Here is a 22,554-nt window from a genome sequence, read left to right as displayed (position 1 = left end):
CCATCCCGGACATTGCCCATGGATTTCACCTTGATTTGCTCCGGCGAATCAGGGAAGGGGCGCATCCGGTTTTGCTACACGCATTTTACGCCTGCCGGCTGGCGGGCGAGACAAGGAAACGAAGATCATGGTCAAGCCTGAATGGGGCACCAAGCGCAATTGCCCGAAATGCGGCGAGCGCTTCTATGACCTGGGCAAGGAAGACCCGGTCACCTGCATCGAATGCGGCAATGAATGGACGCCCGAACCCGTCCTGAAGTCCAAGCAGCCGATTCCCTTCGAGGAAGCGCCTGACAAGAAGAAGGACGACGAGAAGGCGGATTCCGATCTGGCCGATGACGAGCTGGAGGATATCGACGAGGACGACGATTCCCCGGACAATGATGTCGACCTTGGCGGTGACGACGATCTCGGCGTGGACACGGGTTCGGGCGACGACAAGGACGACGATAGCTAGTTTTTGACCCTCAAGCGCCGGGCGCGGCCCATCCGGGCCGCTTGGCTACGGCCTGACCGGCCGACGCGCATTCGCGCTTTGGCTGCCGCGACCAGGACCGACCTGCTCGGACGAGCGGCAAGGCGATAATGGAAACGGACCCGCATTTGAGGTGAAAAAAGGGACTTGCGTAATCGCAGGTTCGGCCATAGATGGCCACCTCCCCGCAAGGGGAACCGCTCCCAACAGCCTCCCGGCCGGGCGCGGTACATGAATGGAATGAACGAAAGTTCGGGGCCTTAGCTCAGCTGGGAGAGCGCTACAATGGCATTGTAGAGGTCAGCGGTTCGATCCCGCTAGGCTCCACCATTCACCTGATAAAAGTCGGATTTCACATGAAATTCGCACGCTGGCCGACGAGTTTTCGTCCGCCGGCGTTTTTCGCGTTTGGCGCATCTTGCGCCGCAAATGGAGTGGCAGAGGCACATGTTCGATACGCTGTCCGACAATCTCGGCAATGTGTTCGACCGGCTGCGCGGGCGCGGTGCGCTCAGCGAGCAGGATGTGCGCGATGCCATGCGCGAAGTGCGCGTGGCGCTGCTCGAAGCCGACGTGGCGCTGCCCGTCGCGCGCGATTTCATCAACCGGGTCACCGAAAAGGCGGTCGGCTCGCAGGTCCTGAAATCGGTCAAGCCCGGCCAGCAGGTCGTCAAGATCGTCAATGACGAGCTGGTCGCCATGCTCGGCGGCGAGGACGAGAATGCGGGTGAGGGCGCTCCGCTCAATCTCGATGTCCGCCCGCCGGCAGTGGTGATGATGGTCGGCCTGCAGGGTTCGGGCAAGACCACCAGCACCGCGAAGATCGCCAAGCTGCTGAAGGACAAGCACGGCAAGAAGCCGATGATGGCTTCGCTCGACGTCAATCGTCCGGCGGCGCAGGAACAGCTCAAGGTGCTGGGCGAACAGGCCAGTGTCGCCACCCTGCCGATCGTCGCGGGCCAGCAGCCCGTTGATATCGCCCGCCGCGCGCTGGAAGCGGCGAAGCTGCAGAATGTCGACGTGCTGCTGCTCGACACCGCAGGCCGCCTGCATGTCGATGAAGCGCTGATGGCGGAGATGAAGGCGGTCGCCGGCGTCTCCACCCCTGCCGAAGTGCTGCTGGTGGTCGACTCGCTGACCGGCCAGGACGCGGTGAATGTCGCGCAGAGCTTCAGCGACGAGGTTCCGCTGACCGGTGTCGTGCTCACCCGCATGGACGGCGATGCCCGCGGCGGTGCGGCGCTTTCGATGCGCGCCGTCACCGGCAAGCCGATCAAGTTTGCCGGTACGGGTGAGAAGCTGGACGCGATCGAGCGTTTCCATCCGGCACGCGTGGCCGACCGCATCCTGGGCATGGGCGATGTCGTTTCGCTGGTCGAAAAGGCCGCCGAAGTCGTCGACAAGGAAGAGGCCGACAAGCTCGCCGAGCGCATGATGAAGGGTCAGTTCGACATGAACGACCTGCGCACGCAGCTCTCCCAGATGCAGAAGATGGGCGGCCTCGGCATGCTCGCTGGCATGATGCCCGGCATGAAGAAGGCCAAGGCGGCGATGGCCCAGTCCGGCATGGACGACAAGGTGCTGGTCCACATGGATGCCATCATCGGCTCCATGACCAGGAAAGAACGCAGCGCCCCGCAGCTGATGAACGCCAAGCGCAAGAAGCGCGTTGCGGCGGGCAGCGGCACCTCGGTGCAGGAGGTGAACAAGCTCCTCAAGATGCACCAGGAAATGGGCCGCGCGATGAAGCAGATCAAGAAGATGGGCGGGCTGAAGGGCCTGGCATCCATGTTCGGCGGGGGCGGTGGCGCACCCGGCGGCATGGGCGGCGGCGGTGCGCCCGGCGGGCTTCCGGGCATTCCCGGCGGTGGTGCCGGGGGTCTTCCGCCCGACTTACAGAATTTGTTGAACAAGAAGTAATTTCAAAGATTTGGACTGGAAAGGTTAGATACAATGGCAGTTACTCTCCGTCTCTCGCGCGGTGGCGCCAAGAAGCGTCCCTATTACCGCATCGTGGCGGCCGACAGCCGCAAGCCGCGTGACGGCCGTTACCTGGAGCAGATCGGCACCTACAACCCGATGCTGCCCAAGGAAGACGACAACCGCGTGAAGCTGAACGAGGACCGCATCCGCTACTGGCTGGGCGTCGGCGCCACCGTCAGCGACCGCGTCGCCCGTTTCCTCGATGCCGCCGGCATCAAGGAACGTGCGCCGAAGAACAACCCGAAGAAGGGTGAGCCGGGCGACGCCGCCAAGGAACGCGCCGAGGAAAAGGCCGCCAAGGCCGCTGAAGCCGAAGAAGCCGCCAAGGCTGCCGAGGAAGAAGCCAACGCTCCCGCCGAGGAAGCAGCGGCTGAGGAAGCTCCCGCTGAAGAGGCTCCGGCCGCAGAAGCTGCTGCTGAGGAAGCTCCCGCCGAGGAAGCTCCGGCTGAAGAAGAGAAGACCGAGGAATAATCCCCTTGGTACAGGACAAGCCCGTCACCCTTGCTGCCGTTACCGGCGCGCATGGCGTGACGGGCGAAGTCCGCCTGAAGCTGTTCGGCGAGGGGCTGCCCTCGCTGAAACAGCACAAGGCGTTCAATGATGGCGCGCTGACCCTCACGAAGGTCCGTGACGACAACAAGGGCGGGGCGATCGCCCGCTTCGAAGAAATCAGCGATCGCAATGCCGCCGAAAAGCTGCGCGGCACCGTCCTCACCATTCCGCGCTCGGCACTGCCTGCGCTGGCAGAGGGCGAATACTACCACGCAGACCTGATCGGCCTCGCCGCCGTCTCCGATGCCGGAGAGCCGCTGGGCACCGTCGTCGCGGTCGAGAATTTCGGCGCGGGCGACGTGGTCGAGATCGAGCGCGAAAACGGCAAGCGCTTCATGGTCCCCATGCGCGTGGAAGCCGTGCCCGAATGGGATGCCGGGCAGCTGGTTGTCACCGCTGCCTTCGCCGGGGACTAAGCGCTGCGAGCTTTACATAACGATTTTGTTATATAAAAAGGCGGCTATGAATGAGTCGCTCGACCCTAAGCTCGATCAGGCGTTTGCCGCGCTTTCCGATCCCACCCGACGTGCGATCCTGCGCCAGCTGGCGCGGGGGGAGGCCTCCGTGGGAGAAATCGCCTTGCATCACCCGATCAGCCAGCCCGCCATCTCGCGCCATTTGAAGGTGCTGGAAGAGGCGGGCCTTGTCGAAACCGTGCGCTCGGCGCAAGCGCGCCCGCGCCGCCTGCGGCCCGACGGCATGGTGCGGGCGCAGCGATTCCTCGACGAGATGGCCGCCTACTGGCCCGACCGTTTCGACCGTCTCGGCCAGTTCCTCGAACAGGAAAGGGACCACAAATGACCACGCCCGATGTTCCCGTCTTCACCATTTCGCGCCGCTTCGAAGCTCCGATAGAACGGGTTTACGAGGCCTGGGCCGACCCGGCGCAGATGGTGAAGTGGTCCGGCCCGAAAGGCGCAACGGTCGAAATCCTGGAAGGCGAGGTGGCCGAGGGACAGGCGACCATTGCCTGCACCTCCTCCCCCCAAGGCGGCGACATGTATACGCTCAGCCTGTGGCGCGAATTGCGCAAGCCCAGCCGGGTTGCGTGGGAACAGAGCTTCTGCACCCGTGAGGGCACCAAATGCGCGCCGCCTTTCTTCGACGACTGGCCGCTGACCTTACTGACCGAAGTCGACTTCGCCGAACGCGACGGCGGGACCGAAATTACGCTGCGCTGGACACCGATCGAATATACGGAGGCGGCTTTGGCCATGTTCGTCAAACAGATGGCGAGCATGAGCGGCGGCTGGGGCGGCAGCTTCGACAAGCTGGATGCATTCCTCGCCGCACAGTCTTGAACCGCGCGTCTTAGTTCGGTAACACACCTGCCGGGACATTTGACCGGAGGTTGTCATGATCGAAACCCTCGCCATCCTCGGCGGTATCGCGCTGTTCCCGGCCATGGCCGCGGGGCTCTCGCTCGGCTTCCACCTCTTCACGCCGCACTGGTCGCGCAAGAAGCGGATCGGCCGCGCCGCGCTGCTGGCGACGCTGGTGCCCATGATGCTGCCGCTGGTCGCGATCCTGTTCGAGGCTGCATCGGGCGGGCTCGGTGATGCGGAGGACTTGGTGCTGTCGCTGCTGGCGATCCTTTCCCTCACCGCAATCGCCGGGGCCGTGCTCGCCCTGCCGAGCGCCTGGTATGTCTCCGAGCGACTGACTCGCCGCGATGGCGAGGCTCCGCCGCCTGCTATCGAGCATGACGAGGACGTCCCGGCGCTGACGGGAACCGGCGCCTGACGCGCTCTATCACAAGGGCCGATCCGCTTCCCTTTGCGCTATAATCCGCTAGGGAGCGGCGCATGGCCCTTCCGTTCCTCCTGATCGCACTTGCCTTCGCCGCGCCGCTCGCGCTCGCCTATGTGCTGGCGAGTCGCACGCCGGGAACCAATCCCTTCACCGTCGCCGGTATCGCCGCGCTGCCGATGGGGGTGACCTTCCTGCTCTTCGCCCTGTGGCTGCAATCGACCGTGCGGGCGGAGCCTTGCGTGGCCGGACAAGCCTGCACCGATCCCACGCCCTTCGGTCTCGCCGCGCTGCTGGTCTGGGGCATTGTCGCGCTGCTGTGCGGTTTCGGAATGGGCATGGTGGGCCACGCGCTGGGATCGAAAAGGCACCGCAAGTGAGTTTCGCCGCCACGGTCCTCACGCTCTATCCGGAGATGTTTCCCGGGCCGCTTGGCGTTTCGCTGGCGGGGCGTGCGCTGGAGGAGGGGACGTGGAGCCTCGATGCGGTGCAGATCCGCGATTTCGCGACGGACAAGCATCGCACGGTGGACGATACGCCCGCCGGTGGCGGTGCGGGCATGGTGCTGAAGGCGGACGTTTTGGCCGCCGCGATCGACCATGCGCTGGAGCGCCAGCCGCAGGCCCCGGTGCTCGCCATGACCCCGCGTGGGCGACCGATTACGCAGGAGCGTATCCGTGAGCTTGCGGCAGGTCCGGGGGTCACGATCCTGTGCGGCCGTTTCGAGGGATTCGACGAGCGGATTTTCGAAGGCAGGCCGGTGGAAGAGGTCAGCCTTGCCGATATCGTGCTGTCGGGCGGCGAACCGGCGGCTCTCGCCATATTAGACGCTTGCATTCGCCTGCTTCCCGGCGTAATGGGCGCGCCTTCAAGCGGTGTCGAAGAAAGCTTCGAAGCGGGGCTTCTCGAATATCCGCAATATACCCGACCTGTCGAATGGGAAGGGCGCACGATCCCTGAAGTGCTGCGATCGGGGGATCATGCGAAGATTTCGGCTTGGCGCAAGCAAAGGGCCGAAGACGATACACGGTTACGCAGGCCGGACCTTTGGGAACGCCATACGGGTGTTCGGGACCAGCCTGCCTCTGGCGCGCGGCGTGATAATGAGGATTGAGACCATGGGTCTGATTCAGGAACTCGAGGCGGAAAACATCGCCTCCCTCAGCGAGGGGAAGGAAATCCCCGAATTCCGTGCCGGTGACACCGTGCGCGTCGGCGTGCGCGTGGTCGAAGGCCAGCGTACCCGTGTTCAGAACTTCGAAGGCGTCGTGATCGCCCGCTCGAACCGTTCGATCAACAGCAATTTCACCGTTCGCAAGCTCAGCTTCGGCGAAGGCGTGGAGCGTGTTTTCCCGCTCTACAGCCCGAACATCGATTCGATTACCGTGGTCCGTCGCGGTGTCGTGCGGCGGGCCAAGCTCTACTACCTGCGCGGCCGCACCGGCAAACGTGCACGTATTGCAGAGCGTCGTGAGAATGTCGGCCAGTAAGGGTCGGCGCGCAATCGCCAGATTTCGCCGATAAGCGAGATAATAGAAAGGGGCGGTTCCGTGCTGACGGAGCCGCCCCTTTCCATATCTCGAGTACCAGACCGTTGCAGGCAGCAAGACTTTCAGCGCCTGCAACATCCTTAATCCGCGAAAAGGCTTAAGCGGCTCGCAAACAGCAAGGTAAACGGCTTTTTACCACGTTCCGGCCGCCCGCCGGCAATCCGGATCGTGCGGACAGAATTGCAGGATTGGAGACTACAAGTGGGGTATCGAGTTGCAGTAGTGGGTGCCACGGGCAATGTCGGGCGCGAAATGCTCGCCATTCTGGCCGAACGCGCATTCCCGATGGACGAGGTGGCCGCGGTCGCCTCCTCGCGCAGCCATGGCACGGAGATTGAGCTGGGCGATACCGGCAAGATGCTCAAGTGCAAGAATATCGAGCATTTCGATTTCAGCGGCTGGGACATCGCCCTGTTCGCCTGCGGCAGCGGCCCGACCAAGGAATATGCCCCCAAGGCGGCGGCGGCCGGCTGCGTGGTGATCGACAACAGCTCGCTCTACCGCATGGACCCGGACGTGCCGCTGGTGGTTCCGGAAGTGAACCCCGATGCGATCGACGGTTTCCGCAAGAAGAACATCATCGCCAATCCCAACTGCTCGACCGCGCAGATGGTGGTGGCGCTGAAGCCGCTGCACGATCTTGCGAAGATCACGCGCGTGGTCGTCTCGACCTATCAGTCGGTTTCCGGCGCGGGCAAGCAGGGCATGGACGAGCTGTTCGAACAGAGCCGCGCGATCTTTGTCGGCGACCAGGTGGAACCGCGCAAGTTCACCAAGCAGATCGCCTTCAACGTGATCCCGCATATCGACGTGTTCATGGATGACGGCTTCACCAAGGAAGAGTGGAAGATGGTCGTCGAGACCAAGAAGATCCTCGATCCCAAGGTGAAGGTGCAGGCCACCTGCGTGCGCGTGCCCGTCTTCGTCGGCCACTCGGAATCGATCAGCCTCGAATTCGAGAAGGAAATCACCGCCGAACAGGCGCAGGACGCTCTGCGCGAGGCGCCGGGCATTATGCTCGTCGACAAGCGCGAGGACGGCGGATACGTGACGCCGGTCGAATGCGCGGGCGATTACGCCACTTTCGTGTCCCGCGTGCGCGAGGATCCGACCGTGGATAATGGCCTTGTCCTGTGGTGCGTCTCCGATAACTTGCGCAAGGGTGCTGCATTGAACGCCGTGCAGATCGCCGAGCTGCTCGGCCGCCGCCACCTGAAGAAGGGATAAACCTCATGCGCCACGCCGGATTGCTCCTCCCCGTCCTACTGCTCGCAGCCTGCGGGCAAAGCGGGGAGGGGGGAGCATCCGGCGCGGAGCCTGACGGCGAAGCAGCTGTCTCCGACGCTGTGGCCGCCGACGAGGCTAGCCTCGGCCCCAAGGACATGATCGACCTGCAGGCATCGGGCATCACGGTGCCCGCGCAGGATGGCGACGAGACGCTGGAAGTCCCCTTCGGCAGCCTGCGTGAAGCGACCGAGGCCACGCTCGCCGGTGTGCTGGGCGATGTCCTCTCGCGCCAGGAGTACGAAGAATGCCCCGGTGGCCCGCTTGCTGTGACCGAATACGCAGGCCTATCGCTGACTTTCAACGAGGATGACCGTTTCGTCGGCTGGTTCGCTCGCGCGCCCTATACGCCTGCGGACTCGCGCAGCGCGATGCTGGCGGCGGACGGCGTAATGCTGGAGGAAGACAGCACGCTGGGCGAGGAATTCACCATTGGCGATCCCGCTGGCCCCATCATCTCCGGCCTCTTCGCGGGCGAGGGGGATGATGCCGCGGTCGAGGCGCTGTGGGCCGGGACCAACTGCATCTTCCGGTGATTGTGCCCATGCGAGCCCCCAGTCCCGGAAGGAGCCTCGCTGGTATCCTGAGAGCTATCGGACTAGCCACGCTGGCGCTCCTGTCGATCTCCACCTTCCCTGTGATTTCTTTCGCGCAGGAGGCCCCGCGCAATTTCCTCTTCCTCGGCGGCGATGATCCGGAGGACCACGCCGCGTTGCTCCAGCGGGAGGATATCGAGGGGGCGCAGGTGGTCTATAATTGGCGCGGCCTGGAGCCGAGCGAGGGCGAGTATGATTTCGCGGCGATCGAGCGCGATCTTGCCACGCTCGAAGCGTTCGACCGTGAGCTCTTCGTCCAGCTGCAGGACCGCTTTTTCCTGCCGCAGGCGCGCTGGCTTCCCGATTACCTGCTCGAGGAGGAGATCTATGCCGGCGGCCTCGCGCGGCAGGCCGACACGGCGGGCGAGGGCCCGGACGGTTCGGGCTGGGTGGCGATGCAGTGGCAGCCCGCCCTGCGCGCGCGCTTCCAGGCGCTGCTAGATGCGCTGGCCGAGCGTTTTGACGGACGCATCGCCGGGATCAACCTGCCCGAAACCTCCACCGATCTCGATCTCGACAATCCGCCGCCCGGCTTCAGCTGCGATAGCTATTTCGCTGCGACGATGGAAAACCTCGCTCATGCAAGGCAGGCCTTCGCCGCTTCTCCCGTGGTGCAATATGTCAATTTCTGGCCCTGCGAATGGGATAACGACCACGACTATATGGGCCGTATCTTCGCCATGGCGGAGGAGCGGCAGATCGGCCTCGGCGGACCGGACATCGTCCCGCATCGCCGTGCGCAGGAGAAGAACTCCTACCCGTTCTTCAACGCCTATCGCGAGCGCCTGCCGCTGGTGGCGATGGCGGTGCAGCAGCCGACGCTGACCTATATCGATCCGCAGACCGGCGAGCCTTTCACCCGCGCGGCGATCACTGCCTATGCGCAGGACCATCTCGGCGTCGACGTGATCTTCTGGACTATCGAGGCTCCATGGCTGCAGGAAAACGGATCGCAATGAATACCCAGACCATCGCCAGCTTCGATGGCACCCCCATCGCCGTGCACCGCATGGGGACGGGGCGACCGGTGCTGCTGCTGCACGGCCTTTTCTCCAGCGCGCACATGAACTGGATCAAGTTCGGCCATGCCCAGCGCCTCGCCGATGCCGGGTTCGAGGCGATCATGCCCGACCATCGCGCGCATGGCGACAGCGGCAAGCCGCATGAGGCGAGCGCCTATCCTCCCGATGTGCTGGTGCGCGATGTGAAAGCGGTGATCGCCGCGCTGGAGCTCGACGATTTCGACCTGGTCGGCTTCTCCATGGGTGGGCGAACGGCGGCTGCCAGCGTAATCGCGGGGGTGAGGCCGCGCCGGCTGGTGCTCGCCGGCATGGGCCTCGAAAGCCTCGACAACTGGCAGGCGCGCGCTGCCTTCTTCATCGATGCGATCGACCGTTTCGACGAGGTCAAGCGGGGCGATCGTGCCTTCATGGCGGTCAGCTTCATGAAGACGATGAATGTGGATCGCGTGGCAGCGCGGCACCTGTTGCTGGCCCTGGACGAAATCGCGCGCGAGGATGTCGCCCGCATCACCATGCCCACGCTGGTCCTGTGCGGCGAGGATGACCGCGACAATGGCTCTCCCCATGCATTGGCGGAGGCCTTGCCTGATGCGCGGCTGCAGCTGGTGCCGGGCACCCATATGAGCAGCGTCACCGAAGCGGCTATGGGCGAGGCGATCGTTAACTTCCTGTCGGACTGACCATGCCCCTTGTCGAGAGAGGCTGGGAAATTTCCTACACACTCCATTTACCGATGCTGTGGGACGAAGCGTCTGGTGGTGGAGGGATGATTCGTGAAATATCTTAGGGCAACGGTGCTCGCACTCGCCTGTACGGGCTGTTCGGGCGCTGGCGACGGGTCGGGCGCGGCAGAGGCGCGGGAGATTACTGGCACGCTGATCGTCGCCAACAAGCGCGGGGCCAGCCTGTCGCGTGTCGACCTTGCCAGCGGGCGCGAGACCGATCGGGTGCGAACCTGCGAGAATCCACATGAGCTGACCGTGTCACCTGACAATGAGCATGTTCTGGTTGCCTGCTATTCGGGCACTCAGGTGCAGGCCTTTGCGATCGATGAATTCGAACCGGCCTTCGAAATCGACCTGGGGGCCGAGGCACGGGTACACAGCGCGCAATGGTTCGCCGATGACCGGATCCTGGCAGGTGCCGAAGGGCGCGGCTCGGCTTTCCTGATCGAGTTGAAGGAAGGCGAGGAGCCGGGCCTGACCGAGACCGGCATGGGCGGCGAAGGACCGCATATGGTTGCGGTGAACGATGCCGGCACGATGGCGTGGGGCACGATCATCTCCGCCGGAACGGTCGTGCGCTACGACCTCGTCCAGGGGATCGAGGCCATGCGCCGCGCCGTCGGTGACCAGATCGAGGGGCTCGCGCTCTCTCCCGATGGCGATACCGTGTGGGTCTCTTCCAACACAGCCGACCGGGTCTATCGCCTCGATGCCCTAAGCCTGGAGCTGGTCGCCACGATCCATGTCGGCGATGTGCCGATCCGTATAGCCGCGCATCCGGGCGGCGAGTTCGTGGTGACTTCCAATTTCGGCACGGGCGACCTCAGCGTGATCGAGGTGGCGACCAATACGGTCACGCGCACGATCCCCGTTTCGGGCAGCAGCGAAGCGGCGCAGGTGACGCTGGTCTTCAGCCCCGATGGCGAGCGGCTCTATGTCGCCGAGACCGCCAATGACGAGATTGCCGAGATCGACTTCGCCAGCGGCGAAGTGCTGCGCCGCCTGCCGTCCGGGCCGGGTGGTGACGGGCTGGCGGTGATCGACTGAATTTGGGGGGCGAAAGAAAAAGGGCGCCGATCCGTGAGGATGGCGCCCTTTTTCTTGTCAGGTGACGGGAGGGATCAGGCTTCGCCCTGTTCCTCTTCGCCAGCTTCCTCGGCCGGAGCCTCGGCAGCTTCTTCGCCTTCAGCGGCCGGCAGTTCGCCAAGCTCGCGATCCGGATCGAGGGCTTCGGTGAAGCCTTCGGATTCCGAACGCTCTTCCTCGGCAGCCTGGGCAAGGATGTCGACGCCCTGGCTCTGCAGCTCGGCTTCGTCGTCCGAACGGGCGACATTGGCCTTCACCGTCACATGCACCTCGGGGTGCAGGGCGATGGTGACGTCGAACATGCCGATGGTCTTGATGGGCGCGCCCATGATGACCTGCTTCTTGTCGACGTCATGACCCTTGGCGGTCAGTGCCTCGGCCACGTCGCGGACGTTGACCGAACCATAGAGCTGGCCGGCATTGGAAGCGGCGCGGATCAGCACGATCTCTTCACCGGCAACCTTATCGCCCTGCTTTTCAGCTTCGGTACGCTTTTCGGCGTTTTCGGCTTCCAGACGGTCGCGATTGGCTTCGAAGACCTTCTTGTTGGCTTCGTTCGCGCGCAGTGCCTTCTTCTGCGGGAGCAGGAAGTTGCGGGCATAGCCGTCGCGCACGGAAACCACGTCACCGATGGTGCCGAGCTTCTCGATACGTTCGAGGAGAATGATATCCATTTGTCGATACTCCTCTTACTTCACGATGTACGGCAGCAGGCCGATCGTGCGGGCGCGCTTGATGGCCTTGGCCAGTTCACGCTGCTTCTTGGCGGAAACGGCGGTGATGCGGCTGGGCACGATCTTGCCACGCTCGGACATGAAGCCCTGCAGCAGGCGCACGTCCTTGTAATCGATCTTCGGCGCGTCCTTGCCGGCAAAGGGGCAGGACTTGCGACGACGGAAAAATGCACGAGCCATCAGTCGTTCCCTCCACGGTCGCCACGGCGCTTACGCTCGCGGTCGTTCTTGCGCATCATCGCAGACGGGCCTTCTTCATGCTCTTCCACGGCGATGGTGAGCCAGCGGATCACGTCTTCGTTGATGCGGTTCTGGCGCTCAAGCTCGGACACCAGCGAACCCGGTCCGTCGATGTTCAACATCACGAAATGGGCCTTGCGGTTGCGGTCGATCTTGTAGGCGAGGGACTTCAGGCCCCAGGTTTCGGTCTTGGTGACCTTGCCGCCATTGGCTTCCACGATTTCCGTGGCGCCGGCAGCCAGCGCGTCCACCTGAGCCTGACTCAGATCCTGGCGCGCGAGAAACACATGCTCATAAAGAGCCATGTCACGCTTCCTTTCATTTCCATGCCGATCGCTGACACATCCCGCGCGGATCGCAGGCGGCCCCTCCGGCTTTCTTGGGTTTCCACGGCAGCCGTCCATAAGGCGCATTCCCCGCGGAAGCGGCGCACATAGACCAATTGCCCGATAATGCAAGCATAGCTAGCACAGGAAGAAGCAGGTCAGGGGGAGTTTCATGCAGCGTATCATCATCGCCACAGCCGCCGCACTGGTGCTGGCCGCACCGGCATCGGCGCAGGAATCGGCGCGCGAGCGGATTGCCGAGGAGTATCCGGAGCTCGAACTGGTCTATGTCTCCCGCGTCAATATCGGCGCGCCGCTGACTATCGGCGAAACCGCGCGCGGCAATCGGCGGCTGATCCCGATCACCGGCGGCAGCTTCGAAGGGCCGGAGATGCGCGGAGAGGTGCTGCCCATGGGCTGGGACTGGCAGCTCGACCGCGGGGATGGCTGTACCCAGATCATCGCCGACTACTTCCTGCGCACCGATGACGGGGCGGTGATCAATATCGTCAATGCCGGTACGCTCTGCCCGCCCGATGCGGACGGCAACCCGCGCCCCGCGCGCACCAGCCCGGTGTTCGAGCCGCCGCTCGGCAAGTATGAATGGCTGGGGCAGGGCGGCTTCATCGGCACGATCGGCTTCGATCCCGCCGCCAGCGAGCCGCATGTGGTGATCACCGTCTATCGGGCAAAGTGACCGCATCGCCTTGCCGGAACGGCGTTTAACCGGCAAAGCTGGCACCCGGATCATTTCAGCCAGAAGAGGATAGAACATGCCCAGTGGCATAGTCGCCCTGCTTGACGATATTGCGGTCATCGCCCGCGCGGCGGCCGCTTCGGTGGACGATCTTGCCGTGGTGGCGGACGATATCAGCCTGGCCGCGGGCAAGGCAGGCACCAAGGCCGCAGGCGTGGTAGTGGACGATGCGGCGGTGACGCCGAGTTATGTCACCGGCCTAACCCCCGATCGCGAGCTGCCGATCATCGCCAAGATCACCAAGGGCAGCCTCATAAACAAGCTGCTGATCCTGCTGCCCGGTGCGCTGCTCCTGAGCGAGTTCCTGCCATGGGCGATCATCCCCATCCTGATGCTGGGCGGCCTCTTCCTCTCCTATGAAGGGGCGGAAAAGATCATGGAGAAGCTGGGCGGTGAAAAGCACGGCAAGACGCTGGAAGACGAGATCACCGATCCGGTCGAATTCGAAAAGCAGCGCACCCAGGGCGCGATCCGTACGGACCTCATCCTCTCGGCGGAGATCATGGCGATCACGCTGAACGAGGTGGCGGATGAAAGCCTGCTGGTGCGCGCGGGCGTGCTGGCGGTGGTGGGCATTGCGATCACCGTGGTCGTCTATGGCGCGGTCGCGCTGATCGTGAAGATGGACGATATCGGCCTGCACCTCGCCGAAAAGCCGAGCGAGGCGGCGAAGAAGTTCGGCTGTTTCCTCCTGCGCGCCATGCCCAGGCTGCTGACGGTGCTGTCGGTCGTCGGCACGGTGGCGATGTTGTGGGTCGGCGGCGGCATCGTGCTGCACGGGCTGGAGGAGCTGGGCTTCGCCATGCCAGCCCATGTCGCGCATGACGCGCAGCATTGGGTGGAGCATGCCACCGGCGCGTTTGGCGGCGTGCTGGGCTGGCTGACCTATGCGGTGCTCTCGGCGATCGTCGGGCTGGTGCTAGGCGCGATCATCGCCGTGCTGCTGCACAACGTGCTGAATATTGGCGAGGACAAGGAAGAGAGTCCGGCGCATTGATTTGTTGCGAAACGCCGTCATTGCGAGGGGCCAATGGCCCCGCGGCAATCCGGTGCGGCTGTGTGCAACAGCACTGGATTGCCGCGTCGCTTCGCTCCTCGCAATGACGATGAACTAAAGTCGCGGAGCACGGTCGCGCAGCGACCGCAAGGCCAACCGGCCGCCCGCAGGTGCCCCGTAGCGAAGCGAAGGGTCTAGCACCGAGGACGAAGGCGCGGATGCGCCTTCGAAAAACAAATCATGCAGCGTCACGCCGACGCCGTCGTTCCTCGCTGATCCATGTCTCGGTATCGATCCAGCAGCGCCCGTCGCTGCATTCCACGCGGCCATCGGGCTGGATCACGAACCAGTCCTGGTTGGTCACCGCGGCGGGATCGACCACCAGCGGGGTCAGCTCGCGTTCGGCGCTGACCTGCCAGCCGACGACATGGCTCTTCACCAGTTCCACCTGCGCATCGTCGAAATAGAGGTGTGCAAGATAGGTTCCCGGCTGGGCGGGCACCATGCCCGCACTCCCCGGCCTGTAACTCTTCATTGCGCGCACCTCTTCATCGGTTCCGACAAGGCTACGAATGAGGGTTAAAGGTGCGCCCAAGACTTAGGGTTAAGGGCATCTTAGGATTGGCGGTGCCGGACGGTCAGGTCCTGACCGCAATAGCCGCATTCCCTGCTCGGCCTTTCGGGCGCAACCCAGAAACGCCCGCCACCGTCATGGGTCATCTTCGGCATGTTCACCGGACCATCGCAATTGGGGCAGGTCGGATATTTTGTTGCCAGGAAGGAGGAGGTTCCGAAGGACCCCATGCCAGCAATCGCTACGGCGAGGGGAATACCTTGGTCCCCCATCCACCATGTTAGGAAAAGCCGGCAAGCAGGACAAGGAAACTGGCGGTCATCAGCGCCGCTATCGCCCATGCCTTGAAGTAAGTGGTCACACCCGATCCAGCAGCCCTTGCGCGAATGTGCTGAGCGTATCGTCGCGCGCGCCCATCACCACCACGCGGTCACCCGGTCGCGCAATCTCGACGATGCGGTTGCCGCAGGCCTCGCGGGTCGGGATATGCTCGGCAAAGCCTCCGGCCTCACGGATCAGGTTGACGATGCGCTCGGTTCCCTGGGAACGGTCCACCGTGCCGCCGAAATAGACCGGGTCGCACATGATGGTGAGATCCTCGTCACCCAGCTCCGCGGCGAAGGTCCTGGCCAGTTCATGCCCCATCTGCCGCAGCGGGCCGTAGCCATGCGGCTGGAAGAAGGCGATCACGCGGCCCGGATGGCTCTTGAGCGTCTTCAGCGTGGCCCGGCATTTCTCCGGATTGTGGCCGAAATCGTCGATCACGGTCACGCCGCTTTCGCTCGTGCCGACGATATCGAAGCGGCGGGCGAGGCCCTTGAAGGTGGAAATCGCCATGGCCGCGTCATGCACTTCCACGCCGGCCGCGACGGCGCCGGCAACCGCCGCCAGCGCATTGGCGAGGTTGTGGCGGCCCGGCATCGGCACCCGCAGGCTGTGCACCGTGTGGTCGCGCCGGTCGACCAGCAGTGCGCCGATGCTCGTGGCGTCCTCCACGATCGTGCCCGGCTCTATGCCAAGATCGGCCTCGGGATGGTCGATCGCGAAGGTCAGGCGCTTTTTCGCCTGTTTGGACAGGAAGCGCGTGTCCTCGTCGTCGAAATTGACTGCCGCGATCTGCGCCCGCGCCAGGAACGCGCCGAACAGCTGGCGCAGTTCTTCGATGCTCTTGTGGTCGAGGCTGACATTGAGGAGGACCGAGACAGTGGGATTGTAGAGCGCGATGGAGCCGTCGCTCTCGTCCACCTCGCTGACGAAAACGCCGTGATAACCGACCTGCGCGCTGGCGAAGGGGTTTTCGGGCGAGACGAAGTTCTTCATCACCGCGCCGTTCATGATCGTGGGATCGCGGCCAGCTTCCTGCATGATCCAGCCGGTCATGCCGGTCACCGTGCTCTTGCCGCTGGTCCCGGCAATGCCGATGGATTGGGGTGCTTCGTTGAACAGCTGGCTGAGCAATTCGGCGCGCGTCATGCGCGTACAGCCGAGCTCATTGGCGCGGGCGACTTCGGGCACGGTATCCTCGATCGCGGCGCTGGCGATCAGCACCTGGTCGGAGGATTGCACGCCGCTGCCGTCCTGCGGGAAAAGTTCCACACCCTGTGCTTTCAGGAAGACCTGCTTCTCCTCCGCGCGGCCCTGGTCGAAGCTGCGGTCCGATCCGCCGACTTCGGCGCCCATGCCCTTCACGATCATCGCCAGCGGCAACATGCCGGACCCGCCTATCCCGCAGAAGAAATAAGGGTGGTTGGGCAGGGCGGCGTCGGGAGTTTGCGTCATGCGCACCTGCCTATTCTGGCAGTGGCGCTTTGTGAAGCGGATGTTAGATGTGGGGGATGGTAAAACGCATCGGAATCATGTGTCCCGGAAAGCCCATCCTGCCCGAACGCGCGCAGGCTGTGCTCGACCTGGCCGCACGCGACTATCCGCAGCTGGAGCTGGTGCTCCATCCGGCAGCAACCGTGGAACACGGCCATTTCGCGGGCGACGATGCCACGCGGCTGGCGGCCTTCCTCGATTTCGCCAATGACCCGGCTTTCGATGCGATCTGGTTCGGCATGGGCGGATACGGCTCCAACCGCATCGCGGCCGACGCGCTGGCGGCGTTGGGCGATGCGGCGCAGGACAAGGCGTATCTCGGTTATTCGGACTGCGGCACGCTGCTGGGCGCGCTGTACCGCAACGGCGTGGGCAAGCCGGTGCATGGCCCGCTCGCCGGCGATATAAGGCGCGGGGAGGAGCCGGTGCGCCGCGTGCTCGACTGGTTTTCCGGCAACGAACGCGGCCTCGAACCCGGCCTCGACCATCGTCCAGCAGCCGCCTTCAACCTGATGACGCTCGCCATGCTGGTGGGCACCGAATTCATGCCCGACCTTACCGGCCACGTCGTGCTGGTGGAGGAAGTGGCCGAGCATCTCTATGCCGTCGACCGGTTGTTCTTCCACATCACCCAGCACCTTCACGGCATTGCCGGGATCAGGCTGGGCGAGATCTCGGACGTGCCGGAAAACGACCGGCCCTTCGGCCAGAGCGAAGTCGAAATCGCCGAATACTGGTGCGCGAAATCGGGCATTCCCTATCTCGGCCGTGCCGAGATCGGGCACAGCGCTACCAACAGGATTGTCCCTTTCGGTCTTGCCTGACGGCGCGCGCCTCCATAGGCGGGCGGCACAGGAGGAGATTTGAGACATGATCGCATTCGTCTTTCCCGGACAGGGCAGCCAGAAAGTGGGCATGGGCGCCGAGCTTGCCGATGCCAGCGCAGAGGCGCGCGCCGTGTTCGAGGAAGTGGATGACGCGCTGGGCCAGAAGCTTTTCGCCATCATGCGCGAAGGGCCGGAGGACCAGCTGACCCTGACCGAAAACGCCCAGCCCGCGATCATGGCGCATTCCATCGCCATCGCCCGCGTGCTGGAGCGCGAATTCGGCGTGAAGATTTCGGAAAAGGGCGAGGCTGTCGCAGGCCACTCGCTGGGCGAATATTCGGCGCTCGCCTCGGTCGGCGGCTTCTCGCTCGCCGATACGGCGCGGCTGCTGAAGCTGCGCGGGCAGGCGATGCAGGCCGCCGTGCCGGTGGGCGTGGGCGGCATGTGCGCGCTGCTTGGCGCTGACCTCGAGAAAGCGACCGCGCTGGCCGAGGCTGCGGCGCAGGGCCCCCTCCCGGGAGGGCAAAAGGAAGTCTGCGAAGTCGCCAATGACAACGATCCGGGGCAGGTCGTCCTTTCCGGCCATGCGGGCGCGATTGCCCGCGCGGTGGAGATGGCCAAGGACCATGGCTGCAAGCGCGCCGTGCCGCTGCCGGTCTCCGCACCTTTTCACTGCTCGCTGATGCAGCCCGCTGCCGACGCGATGGCAGAGGCGCTCGCCGCCACGCCGCCGCAGCCCATGCTGCTGCCCGTCTATGCCAATTTCACCGCCAGCCTCGTCTCCGACCCGGCGGAGGAGCAGGAGCTGCTGGTCAAGCAGGTCACCGGCCGCGTGCGCTGGCGCGAAAGCGTGGAGGCGATGGGCCAAGCCGGCATCACCCATTTCGTGGAACTGGGCGGCAAGGTTGTGGGTCCGATGATCCGCAAGATCCTGCCCGATTCCACGCAGGTCAGCCTTGTGACCATGGCCGATATCGAGGGTTTCGCGAAAGAGATTTGAGGCGTTCCAAGAGACGCCAAGACGACAAGACGGAGTAGGAAGAATGTTCGATCTGACGGGAATGAACGCGCTGGTCACCGGCGCTGCGGGCGGGATCGGTTCGGCCATTTCGCGCAGCCTTGCGGCACAGGGCGCGCGGCTGGCGCTGTCGGGCACCAATGCGGGCAAGCTGCGCGCCTTTCGTGACGAGCTCAATTCCGAGCATTCGCACGACCATGACGGCCATGTGGAGATCACCTGCGACCTCTCCAACACCACGCAGGTGGAGGAGCTGGTCCCCGCCGCGATCGACACGTTGGGCGGGATCGACATCCTTGTCACCAATGCCGGCATCACGCGCGACAACCTCGCCATGCGCATGAAGGACGAGGAGTGGCAGGCGGTGATCGCGATCAACCTGGAAGCCACCTTCCGCCTGATCCGCGCCGCCGCGCGCCCGATGATGAAGGCGAAATTCGGCCGCGTGATCTCGATCACCAGCGTCGTCGGCACCACCGGCAATCCGGGCCAGATGAACTATTGCGCGGCCAAGGCCGGCATCACCGGCATGACCAAGAGCTTCGCGCAGGAAGTCGCCAGCCGCGGCATCACCGCCAATTGCGTCGCCCCCGGCTTCATCCGCACGCCCATGACCGACGTGCTGACCGACGACCAGAAGGCCGCGATCAACGGGCGTATCCCCATGGGCCGCATGGGCGAGGGCGAGGATATCGGCAGCGCAGTGGCGTTCCTCGCCAGCAAGGAGGCCAGCTACATCACCGGCCAGACCATTCACGTGAATGGCGGCATGGCCATGTTGAGCTGATCTTTTGTTTTCGCACGCCCATCCGGGCGCGCGTCCTCGCTAGACGGGCAGTCGCCCTATGGCTGCCGCGACTTGGCTTTAATCGTCATTGCGAGCGGAGCGACGCAATCCAGGGCGGCACGTCACAGCTCCTGGACTGCCGCGTCGCTTCGCTCCTCGCAATGACGTCGATGAGACGTGGCGGAGCACGGTCGCAGAGCGACCGCAAGGCCAACCGGCCGTCCGCAGGTGCCCCGGACCCCGGACTTGATCCGGGGGGAGGGAACAGCACCGAGGATGCCCTCGCGGATGCGAGGGCGTAACCACAAGTAGAATGCGCCTTCGAAACACAAATGATCCCAAAACTTCCCTTTATCCCCAAGGAATCGCCCCTTGCAGCGACGAATCCTTGCCCCGTCACATGCCCCCGCTAAGACTGTTAAGAACATTTTCCGGCGCTCGCGGGCGATTCCGGCCTCTTCAGGTCAGCCGCGGCGCGAAAAGGGGTAAGCGATGAAGGCCACCATCGAACGCGCGAAACTGCTGCGTTGTCTGTCTCACGTCCAGTCCGTGGTGGAACGCCGCAACACCATCCCGATCCTGTCCAACGTGCTGATCGAGGCATCGGCGGACGGTCTGGTGAAGATCATGGCGACCGACCTCGACCTGCAGGTCGTCGAAAGCCTCGAGGCCGCATCGGTGGAGGATGCCGGATCGATCACCGTGTCGGCGCACCTGCTGTTCGATATCGCCCGCAAGCTGCCCGATGGTACGCAGGTGAGCCTGGAGACGGCGGACAACCGCATGGTGGTGAAGGCCGGGCGCGCGCGTTTCCAGCTGCCCACCCTGCCGCGTGACGATTTCCCGGTGATCGTGGAAGGCGATTTGCCGACCAGTTTCGAGATTCCGGCAGAGCTTCTGGCCGAACTGATCGACCGCACGCGCTTTGCCATCTCGACCGAGGAAACGCGCTATTACCTCAACGGCATCTTCTTCCACGTCGCGGATGACGACAAGCCTGTGCTGAAGGCGGCCGCGACCGATGGCCACCGCCTCGCCCGCTTCACCATCGACCGGCCTGCAGGCGCGGAGGGCATGCCCGACGTGATCGTGCCGCGGAAGGCCGTGGCCGAGCTACGCAAGCTGCTGGAAGAATCGATGGACGGCAATGTCCAGATCGACCTGTCGCCGTCGAAGATCCGCTTCACCCTGGGCGGGGAAGGGGGTGTGGTCCTCACCTCCAAGCTGATCGACGGCACCTTCCCCGATTACAGCCGCGTCATTCCCACGGGGAACGACAAGCTGCTGAAGGTCGATCCGAAGTCCTTCTTCGCCGGTGTCGATCGCGTGGCGACCATCGCCACGGAGAAGACCCGCGCGGTGAAGATGGGCCTCGATACCGACAAGGTCACGCTTTCAGTCACCAGCCCCGACAACGGCAATGCGGCCGAGGAAGTGCCCGCCGATTACCGTGCGGAAGCGATGGAGATCGGCTTCAACGCCAATTACCTCAAGGACATTCTGGCGCAGATCGACAGCGACACGGTGGAACTCCACCTCGCCGATGCCGGTGCCCCCACGCTGATCCGCAAGGACGAGAGCAGCCCCGCGCTCTACGTCCTCATGCCGATGAGGGTCTGATCGTGATCGCCAAATCCTGTTCCGCCACGGTCGCGCTTGCGGCCGCAATGGTACTTGCCGTGCCCGCCACGGCGCAGGAAGCGCAGATGGATCCGATCGTCGCCAAGCAGTGCTCCGTCTGGGCCTCCTTCATGAGCACCAATATTGAGGATGAGGGGACGCAGCGCGCGCTGCTCTTCGCGACCAATTACTTCACCGGCTATTACGAAGGCGCCACCGGGCGCGCGATCGGCGACGTGATGGATCGCGAGGCGCTGGAGGAAGTAGCGCGTGACCTGCAGGGTTATACGCAGATCTGCGCCGCCGAGATGGAAGCCTTCGGTACTCGCATGAGCGCATGGGGCAATATGCTGACCGACCTTGGCAATGATGAAAGCGCCGCGGAAGGCGCTCCCGAATAAGGCGGCAGTTACGGGCTAATCCCGCGCCCTGATCATCGCTTCGACATCGACGAATTTTTCGCGCGGGGCGCCTTCGCGGGCGGCCTGTTCCTCGGCTTCCTCGATCCTTTTCCAGTCCGCGAATGTGACAACGTCCAGTCCGCGTTCTGTCGCCAGCGCGTCAAAGCCCGCGCGGCCCTCTTTGCCTGCGGGACCGAGTGTGCCATCCGCCATGTCCGCCGCGATTTCCTCGACAATGCCATAGCCGTCGGGCCGGTTGGTGCCGATCGTGCCGGAGGGGCCGCGCCGCGCCCAGCCGACGCAATAGAGGCCGGGAAGGATGCGCCCTTCGTCATTGGCGAAGCGGCCGGCGCGCTCGTCGAACGGCACGCCGGGGATCGGGCTGGTGCGATAGCCGATACAGTTGACGACGAGGTCTGCCTCCAGCTTCGCTTTCTCCCCCGTGCCCTGCGCGCGGCCGCGCACCAGCTCGGTATGTTCGACGGTGATCGATTGCACCTTGCCGTCGCCTTCCAGCGCGACCGGCTGGGCGAAGAAGGCGAATTCGATGGCGACGGGTTTTTCGGCGCGGATATGTTCGGGGATGGCGGCGAATTCGCGCAATGCGGTCACGCTCTTGCGCAGGCCGGGTTCGAGCATGGCGTCCTCCGCCTCGTCCGGCAGGTCGCCCTGGTACACATGCGGGCATGCACGTTCGAGATGGCCCAGTTCTCCCAGCTCCTTGGGCGTCATCATGATCTGGTGCGGGCCGCGCCTGCCGAGCAGCACGATCCGCTCGATATTGCTGGCGGCCAGCGCGTCGAGCGCATGGGAGACGATGTCGCTGCCGGCGAATTCGGCCTGCGTTTTCGCCAGCATTCGCGCAACGTCGAGCGCGACATTGCCCATGCCGATGACCACTGCCGTCCGGCCCGAAAGGTCGGGGTCGAGATCGGCGAATTGCGGGTGCCCGTTATACCAGCCGACAAAGGCGGCGGAGCCGAAGACATTACCCAGATCGTCGCCACTTATCCCCAGTTCGCGATCTTTCGGCGCCCCGGTGGCGAGGATGACGGCGTCGTAGAGCCCCTGCAACTCGGCGACGGAGATATCCTTGCCGATGGTGACGTTGCCCACGAAGCGGACATTGTCGGACAGCGCGACCTTCTCATAGCGGCGGGAAACGCCCTTGATCGACTGGTGATCGGGCGCCACACCTGTGCGAATCAGGCCGTAAGGTACTGGAAGACAGTCGAAAATATCGACTCGCACATCCTCTCCAAAGGCCTTTTGCGCGGCTTCCGCGGTGTAATAGCCCGCCGGCCCCGAACCGATAATCGCGATATGCCGCAAGGCCATGCGCAATCCTCCTATCCCTGAGGAGCGATAGTAACCTTTGCTCCGGCGCGCTCAAGTCCTGCTGTTCACGGGGAAAATTGGCCCGAAACGGGTGT

Annotated in this window: 28 protein-coding genes and 1 tRNA gene; 23 read left to right on the top strand and 6 right to left on the bottom strand. The window is 64.1% G+C overall.

Annotation, left to right across the window (positions count from 1 at the left end):
- Positions 1 to 127: 127 nt before the first annotated feature.
- The 16 genes from E5222_RS08425 to E5222_RS08350 all read left to right on the top strand — a co-directional run bounded on the left by E5222_RS08425 (position 128) and on the right by E5222_RS08350 (position 10,983).
- On the top strand, positions 128 to 457 hold the full coding sequence (locus E5222_RS08425) for a TIGR02300 family protein (RefSeq protein ID WP_136693320.1): 330 nt from the start codon (positions 128 to 130) through the stop codon (positions 455 to 457).
- Between the two features lie 272 nt (positions 458 to 729).
- Positions 730 to 805, top strand: a tRNA-Ala gene (locus E5222_RS08420).
- A gap of 117 nt (positions 806 to 922) precedes the next feature.
- Positions 923 to 2,395 (top strand): signal recognition particle protein, encoded by a 1,473-nt coding sequence (ffh, locus tag E5222_RS08415; RefSeq protein ID WP_136693319.1) that lies wholly within the window; start codon positions 923 to 925, stop codon positions 2,393 to 2,395.
- A 33-nt stretch (positions 2,396 to 2,428) separates the two neighbouring features.
- Positions 2,429 to 2,929: a 30S ribosomal protein S16 gene (gene rpsP, locus E5222_RS08410; protein ID WP_136693318.1), complete on the top strand. Its 501-nt coding sequence runs from the start codon at positions 2,429 to 2,431 to the stop codon at positions 2,927 to 2,929.
- 5 nt (positions 2,930 to 2,934) lie between these two features.
- The gene (rimM, locus tag E5222_RS08405) at positions 2,935 to 3,426 is read left to right on the top strand and encodes a ribosome maturation factor RimM (RefSeq protein WP_136693317.1); all 492 of its coding nucleotides are present in this window, start codon (positions 2,935 to 2,937) and stop codon (positions 3,424 to 3,426) included.
- Between the two features lie 46 nt (positions 3,427 to 3,472).
- A complete protein-coding gene (locus tag E5222_RS08400; protein ID WP_136693316.1) occupies positions 3,473 to 3,811 on the top strand; it encodes an ArsR/SmtB family transcription factor in 339 nt (112 codons plus the stop codon).
- Positions 3,808 to 4,311 carry an SRPBCC family protein gene (locus tag E5222_RS08395; protein ID WP_136693315.1) on the top strand — a complete coding sequence of 168 codons (504 nt, stop codon included), beginning with the start codon at positions 3,808 to 3,810 and terminating at the stop codon, positions 4,309 to 4,311. The genes E5222_RS08400 and E5222_RS08395 overlap by 4 nt, the downstream gene beginning before the upstream one ends.
- Before the next feature lie 55 nt (positions 4,312 to 4,366).
- Positions 4,367 to 4,753: a hypothetical protein gene (locus E5222_RS08390; RefSeq protein WP_136693314.1), complete on the top strand. Its 387-nt coding sequence runs from the start codon at positions 4,367 to 4,369 to the stop codon at positions 4,751 to 4,753.
- Between the two features lie 62 nt (positions 4,754 to 4,815).
- The gene (locus tag E5222_RS08385) at positions 4,816 to 5,139 is read left to right on the top strand and encodes a hypothetical protein (protein WP_136693313.1); all 324 of its coding nucleotides are present in this window, start codon (positions 4,816 to 4,818) and stop codon (positions 5,137 to 5,139) included.
- Complete coding sequence (gene trmD, locus E5222_RS08380; RefSeq protein ID WP_136693312.1) at positions 5,136 to 5,873, top strand: tRNA (guanosine(37)-N1)-methyltransferase TrmD; 738 nt, start codon at positions 5,136 to 5,138, stop codon at positions 5,871 to 5,873. The genes E5222_RS08385 and trmD overlap by 4 nt, the downstream gene beginning before the upstream one ends.
- Before the next feature lie 4 nt (positions 5,874 to 5,877).
- A complete protein-coding gene (rplS, locus tag E5222_RS08375) occupies positions 5,878 to 6,249 on the top strand; it encodes a 50S ribosomal protein L19 (protein ID WP_136693311.1) in 372 nt (123 codons plus the stop codon).
- Positions 6,250 to 6,510: 261 nt separating this feature from the next.
- The gene (locus E5222_RS08370) at positions 6,511 to 7,536 is read left to right on the top strand and encodes an aspartate-semialdehyde dehydrogenase (RefSeq protein WP_136693310.1); all 1,026 of its coding nucleotides are present in this window, start codon (positions 6,511 to 6,513) and stop codon (positions 7,534 to 7,536) included.
- 5 nt (positions 7,537 to 7,541) lie between these two features.
- Positions 7,542 to 8,129, top strand: a complete 588-nt coding sequence (locus E5222_RS08365; protein WP_136693309.1) for a hypothetical protein — start codon at positions 7,542 to 7,544, stop codon at positions 8,127 to 8,129.
- Between the two features lie 101 nt (positions 8,130 to 8,230).
- A complete protein-coding gene (locus E5222_RS08360; protein WP_246021623.1) occupies positions 8,231 to 9,148 on the top strand; it encodes a hypothetical protein in 918 nt (305 codons plus the stop codon).
- Entirely contained in the window at positions 9,145 to 9,891 is a 747-nt protein-coding gene (locus E5222_RS08355) for an alpha/beta fold hydrolase (RefSeq protein WP_136693307.1), read from the top strand. Before E5222_RS08360 ends, E5222_RS08355 begins: the two co-directional genes overlap by 4 nt.
- Positions 9,892 to 9,984: 93 nt before the next feature.
- Positions 9,985 to 10,983, top strand: a complete 999-nt coding sequence (locus E5222_RS08350) for a YncE family protein (protein WP_136693306.1) — start codon at positions 9,985 to 9,987, stop codon at positions 10,981 to 10,983.
- Between the two features lie 74 nt (positions 10,984 to 11,057).
- Here the strand turns inward: E5222_RS08350 and rplI are convergent, their stop codons facing one another.
- The 3 genes from rplI to rpsF are packed head-to-tail and all read right to left on the bottom strand — an operon-like array spanning position 11,058 to position 12,301.
- Positions 11,058 to 11,696, bottom strand: coding sequence for a 50S ribosomal protein L9 (gene rplI / locus E5222_RS08345; protein WP_136693305.1), 639 nt, complete (start codon positions 11,694 to 11,696; stop codon positions 11,058 to 11,060).
- Between the two features lie 15 nt (positions 11,697 to 11,711).
- Positions 11,712 to 11,936 carry a 30S ribosomal protein S18 gene (rpsR, locus tag E5222_RS08340; RefSeq protein ID WP_136693304.1) on the bottom strand — a complete coding sequence of 75 codons (225 nt, stop codon included), beginning with the start codon at positions 11,934 to 11,936 and terminating at the stop codon, positions 11,712 to 11,714.
- The gene (rpsF, locus tag E5222_RS08335; protein WP_136693303.1) at positions 11,936 to 12,301 is read right to left on the bottom strand and encodes a 30S ribosomal protein S6; all 366 of its coding nucleotides are present in this window, start codon (positions 12,299 to 12,301) and stop codon (positions 11,936 to 11,938) included. Before rpsF ends, rpsR begins: the two co-directional genes overlap by 1 nt.
- Positions 12,302 to 12,494: 193 nt before the next feature.
- Between rpsF and E5222_RS08330 the strand changes: the two genes are divergently transcribed.
- Both E5222_RS08330 and E5222_RS08325 read left to right on the top strand, forming a co-directional pair.
- A complete protein-coding gene (locus E5222_RS08330; RefSeq protein ID WP_136693302.1) occupies positions 12,495 to 13,019 on the top strand; it encodes a DUF3237 domain-containing protein in 525 nt (174 codons plus the stop codon).
- Between the two features lie 76 nt (positions 13,020 to 13,095).
- Positions 13,096 to 14,076 carry a DUF808 domain-containing protein gene (locus tag E5222_RS08325; RefSeq protein ID WP_136693301.1) on the top strand — a complete coding sequence of 327 codons (981 nt, stop codon included), beginning with the start codon at positions 13,096 to 13,098 and terminating at the stop codon, positions 14,074 to 14,076.
- 238 nt (positions 14,077 to 14,314) lie between these two features.
- Here E5222_RS08325 and E5222_RS08320 read toward each other — a convergent pair whose 3' ends face one another.
- Both E5222_RS08320 and E5222_RS08315 read right to left on the bottom strand, forming a co-directional pair.
- Positions 14,315 to 14,611, bottom strand: coding sequence for a hypothetical protein (locus E5222_RS08320; protein WP_136693300.1), 297 nt, complete (start codon positions 14,609 to 14,611; stop codon positions 14,315 to 14,317).
- 396 nt (positions 14,612 to 15,007) lie between these two features.
- The gene (locus E5222_RS08315) at positions 15,008 to 16,429 is read right to left on the bottom strand and encodes a glutamate ligase domain-containing protein (RefSeq protein WP_136693299.1); all 1,422 of its coding nucleotides are present in this window, start codon (positions 16,427 to 16,429) and stop codon (positions 15,008 to 15,010) included.
- A 77-nt stretch (positions 16,430 to 16,506) separates the two neighbouring features.
- On the opposite strand from E5222_RS08315, the gene E5222_RS08310 reads away from it, so the two are divergent.
- The 5 genes from E5222_RS08310 (at position 16,507) to E5222_RS08290 (ending at position 21,121) form a co-directional block, all read left to right on the top strand.
- A complete protein-coding gene (locus E5222_RS08310; RefSeq protein WP_136693298.1) occupies positions 16,507 to 17,292 on the top strand; it encodes an LD-carboxypeptidase in 786 nt (261 codons plus the stop codon).
- Between the two features lie 46 nt (positions 17,293 to 17,338).
- Positions 17,339 to 18,295, top strand: a complete 957-nt coding sequence (locus E5222_RS08305) for an ACP S-malonyltransferase (protein ID WP_136693297.1) — start codon at positions 17,339 to 17,341, stop codon at positions 18,293 to 18,295.
- Positions 18,296 to 18,338: 43 nt separating this feature from the next.
- Positions 18,339 to 19,100 carry a 3-oxoacyl-[acyl-carrier-protein] reductase gene (gene fabG / locus E5222_RS08300; protein WP_136693296.1) on the top strand — a complete coding sequence of 254 codons (762 nt, stop codon included), beginning with the start codon at positions 18,339 to 18,341 and terminating at the stop codon, positions 19,098 to 19,100.
- Between the two features lie 492 nt (positions 19,101 to 19,592).
- A complete protein-coding gene (gene dnaN / locus E5222_RS08295; protein WP_136693295.1) occupies positions 19,593 to 20,720 on the top strand; it encodes a DNA polymerase III subunit beta in 1,128 nt (375 codons plus the stop codon).
- A 2-nt stretch (positions 20,721 to 20,722) separates the two neighbouring features.
- A complete protein-coding gene (locus E5222_RS08290; protein WP_136693294.1) occupies positions 20,723 to 21,121 on the top strand; it encodes a hypothetical protein in 399 nt (132 codons plus the stop codon).
- Positions 21,122 to 21,136: 15 nt separating this feature from the next.
- Here the strand turns inward: E5222_RS08290 and E5222_RS08285 are convergent, their stop codons facing one another.
- Positions 21,137 to 22,453, bottom strand: coding sequence for an FAD-dependent oxidoreductase (locus E5222_RS08285; protein ID WP_136693791.1), 1,317 nt, complete (start codon positions 22,451 to 22,453; stop codon positions 21,137 to 21,139).
- Positions 22,454 to 22,554 lie beyond the last annotated feature (101 nt).

Origin of the sequence: Alteraurantiacibacter aquimixticola, from assembly GCF_004965515.1 — a bacterium.
Taxonomy (GTDB): Bacteria; Pseudomonadota; Alphaproteobacteria; order Sphingomonadales; family Sphingomonadaceae; genus Alteraurantiacibacter; species Alteraurantiacibacter aquimixticola.
This window is presented reverse-complemented; position numbering and strand designations above follow the sequence as displayed.

Excerpts from the sequence above, each read along its gene's own strand:
- E5222_RS08425 (WP_136693320.1), top strand. The coding sequence starts at position 128 with ATGGTCAAGCCTGAATGGGGCACCAAGCGCAATTGCCCGAAATGCGGC.
- ffh (WP_136693319.1), top strand. The coding sequence starts at position 923 with ATGTTCGATACGCTGTCCGACAATCTCGGCAATGTGTTCGACCGGCTG.
- rpsP (WP_136693318.1), top strand. The coding sequence starts at position 2,429 with ATGGCAGTTACTCTCCGTCTCTCGCGCGGTGGCGCCAAGAAGCGTCCC.
- E5222_RS08400 (WP_136693316.1), top strand. The coding sequence starts at position 3,473 with ATGAATGAGTCGCTCGACCCTAAGCTCGATCAGGCGTTTGCCGCGCTT.
- E5222_RS08395 (WP_136693315.1), top strand. The coding sequence starts at position 3,808 with ATGACCACGCCCGATGTTCCCGTCTTCACCATTTCGCGCCGCTTCGAA.
- E5222_RS08390 (WP_136693314.1), top strand. The coding sequence starts at position 4,367 with ATGATCGAAACCCTCGCCATCCTCGGCGGTATCGCGCTGTTCCCGGCC.
- E5222_RS08385 (WP_136693313.1), top strand. The coding sequence starts at position 4,816 with ATGGCCCTTCCGTTCCTCCTGATCGCACTTGCCTTCGCCGCGCCGCTC.
- rplS (WP_136693311.1), top strand. The coding sequence starts at position 5,878 with ATGGGTCTGATTCAGGAACTCGAGGCGGAAAACATCGCCTCCCTCAGC.
- E5222_RS08365 (WP_136693309.1), top strand. The coding sequence starts at position 7,542 with ATGCGCCACGCCGGATTGCTCCTCCCCGTCCTACTGCTCGCAGCCTGC.
- E5222_RS08355 (WP_136693307.1), top strand. The coding sequence starts at position 9,145 with ATGAATACCCAGACCATCGCCAGCTTCGATGGCACCCCCATCGCCGTG.
- rplI (WP_136693305.1), bottom strand. The coding sequence starts at position 11,696 with ATGGATATCATTCTCCTCGAACGTATCGAGAAGCTCGGCACCATCGGT.
- rpsR (WP_136693304.1), bottom strand. The coding sequence starts at position 11,936 with ATGGCTCGTGCATTTTTCCGTCGTCGCAAGTCCTGCCCCTTTGCCGGC.
- rpsF (WP_136693303.1), bottom strand. The coding sequence starts at position 12,301 with ATGGCTCTTTATGAGCATGTGTTTCTCGCGCGCCAGGATCTGAGTCAG.
- E5222_RS08330 (WP_136693302.1), top strand. The coding sequence starts at position 12,495 with ATGCAGCGTATCATCATCGCCACAGCCGCCGCACTGGTGCTGGCCGCA.
- E5222_RS08325 (WP_136693301.1), top strand. The coding sequence starts at position 13,096 with ATGCCCAGTGGCATAGTCGCCCTGCTTGACGATATTGCGGTCATCGCC.
- E5222_RS08320 (WP_136693300.1), bottom strand. The coding sequence starts at position 14,611 with ATGAAGAGTTACAGGCCGGGGAGTGCGGGCATGGTGCCCGCCCAGCCG.
- E5222_RS08315 (WP_136693299.1), bottom strand. The coding sequence starts at position 16,429 with ATGACGCAAACTCCCGACGCCGCCCTGCCCAACCACCCTTATTTCTTC.
- E5222_RS08310 (WP_136693298.1), top strand. The coding sequence starts at position 16,507 with ATGTGTCCCGGAAAGCCCATCCTGCCCGAACGCGCGCAGGCTGTGCTC.
- E5222_RS08305 (WP_136693297.1), top strand. The coding sequence starts at position 17,339 with ATGATCGCATTCGTCTTTCCCGGACAGGGCAGCCAGAAAGTGGGCATG.
- fabG (WP_136693296.1), top strand. The coding sequence starts at position 18,339 with ATGTTCGATCTGACGGGAATGAACGCGCTGGTCACCGGCGCTGCGGGC.
- dnaN (WP_136693295.1), top strand. The coding sequence starts at position 19,593 with ATGAAGGCCACCATCGAACGCGCGAAACTGCTGCGTTGTCTGTCTCAC.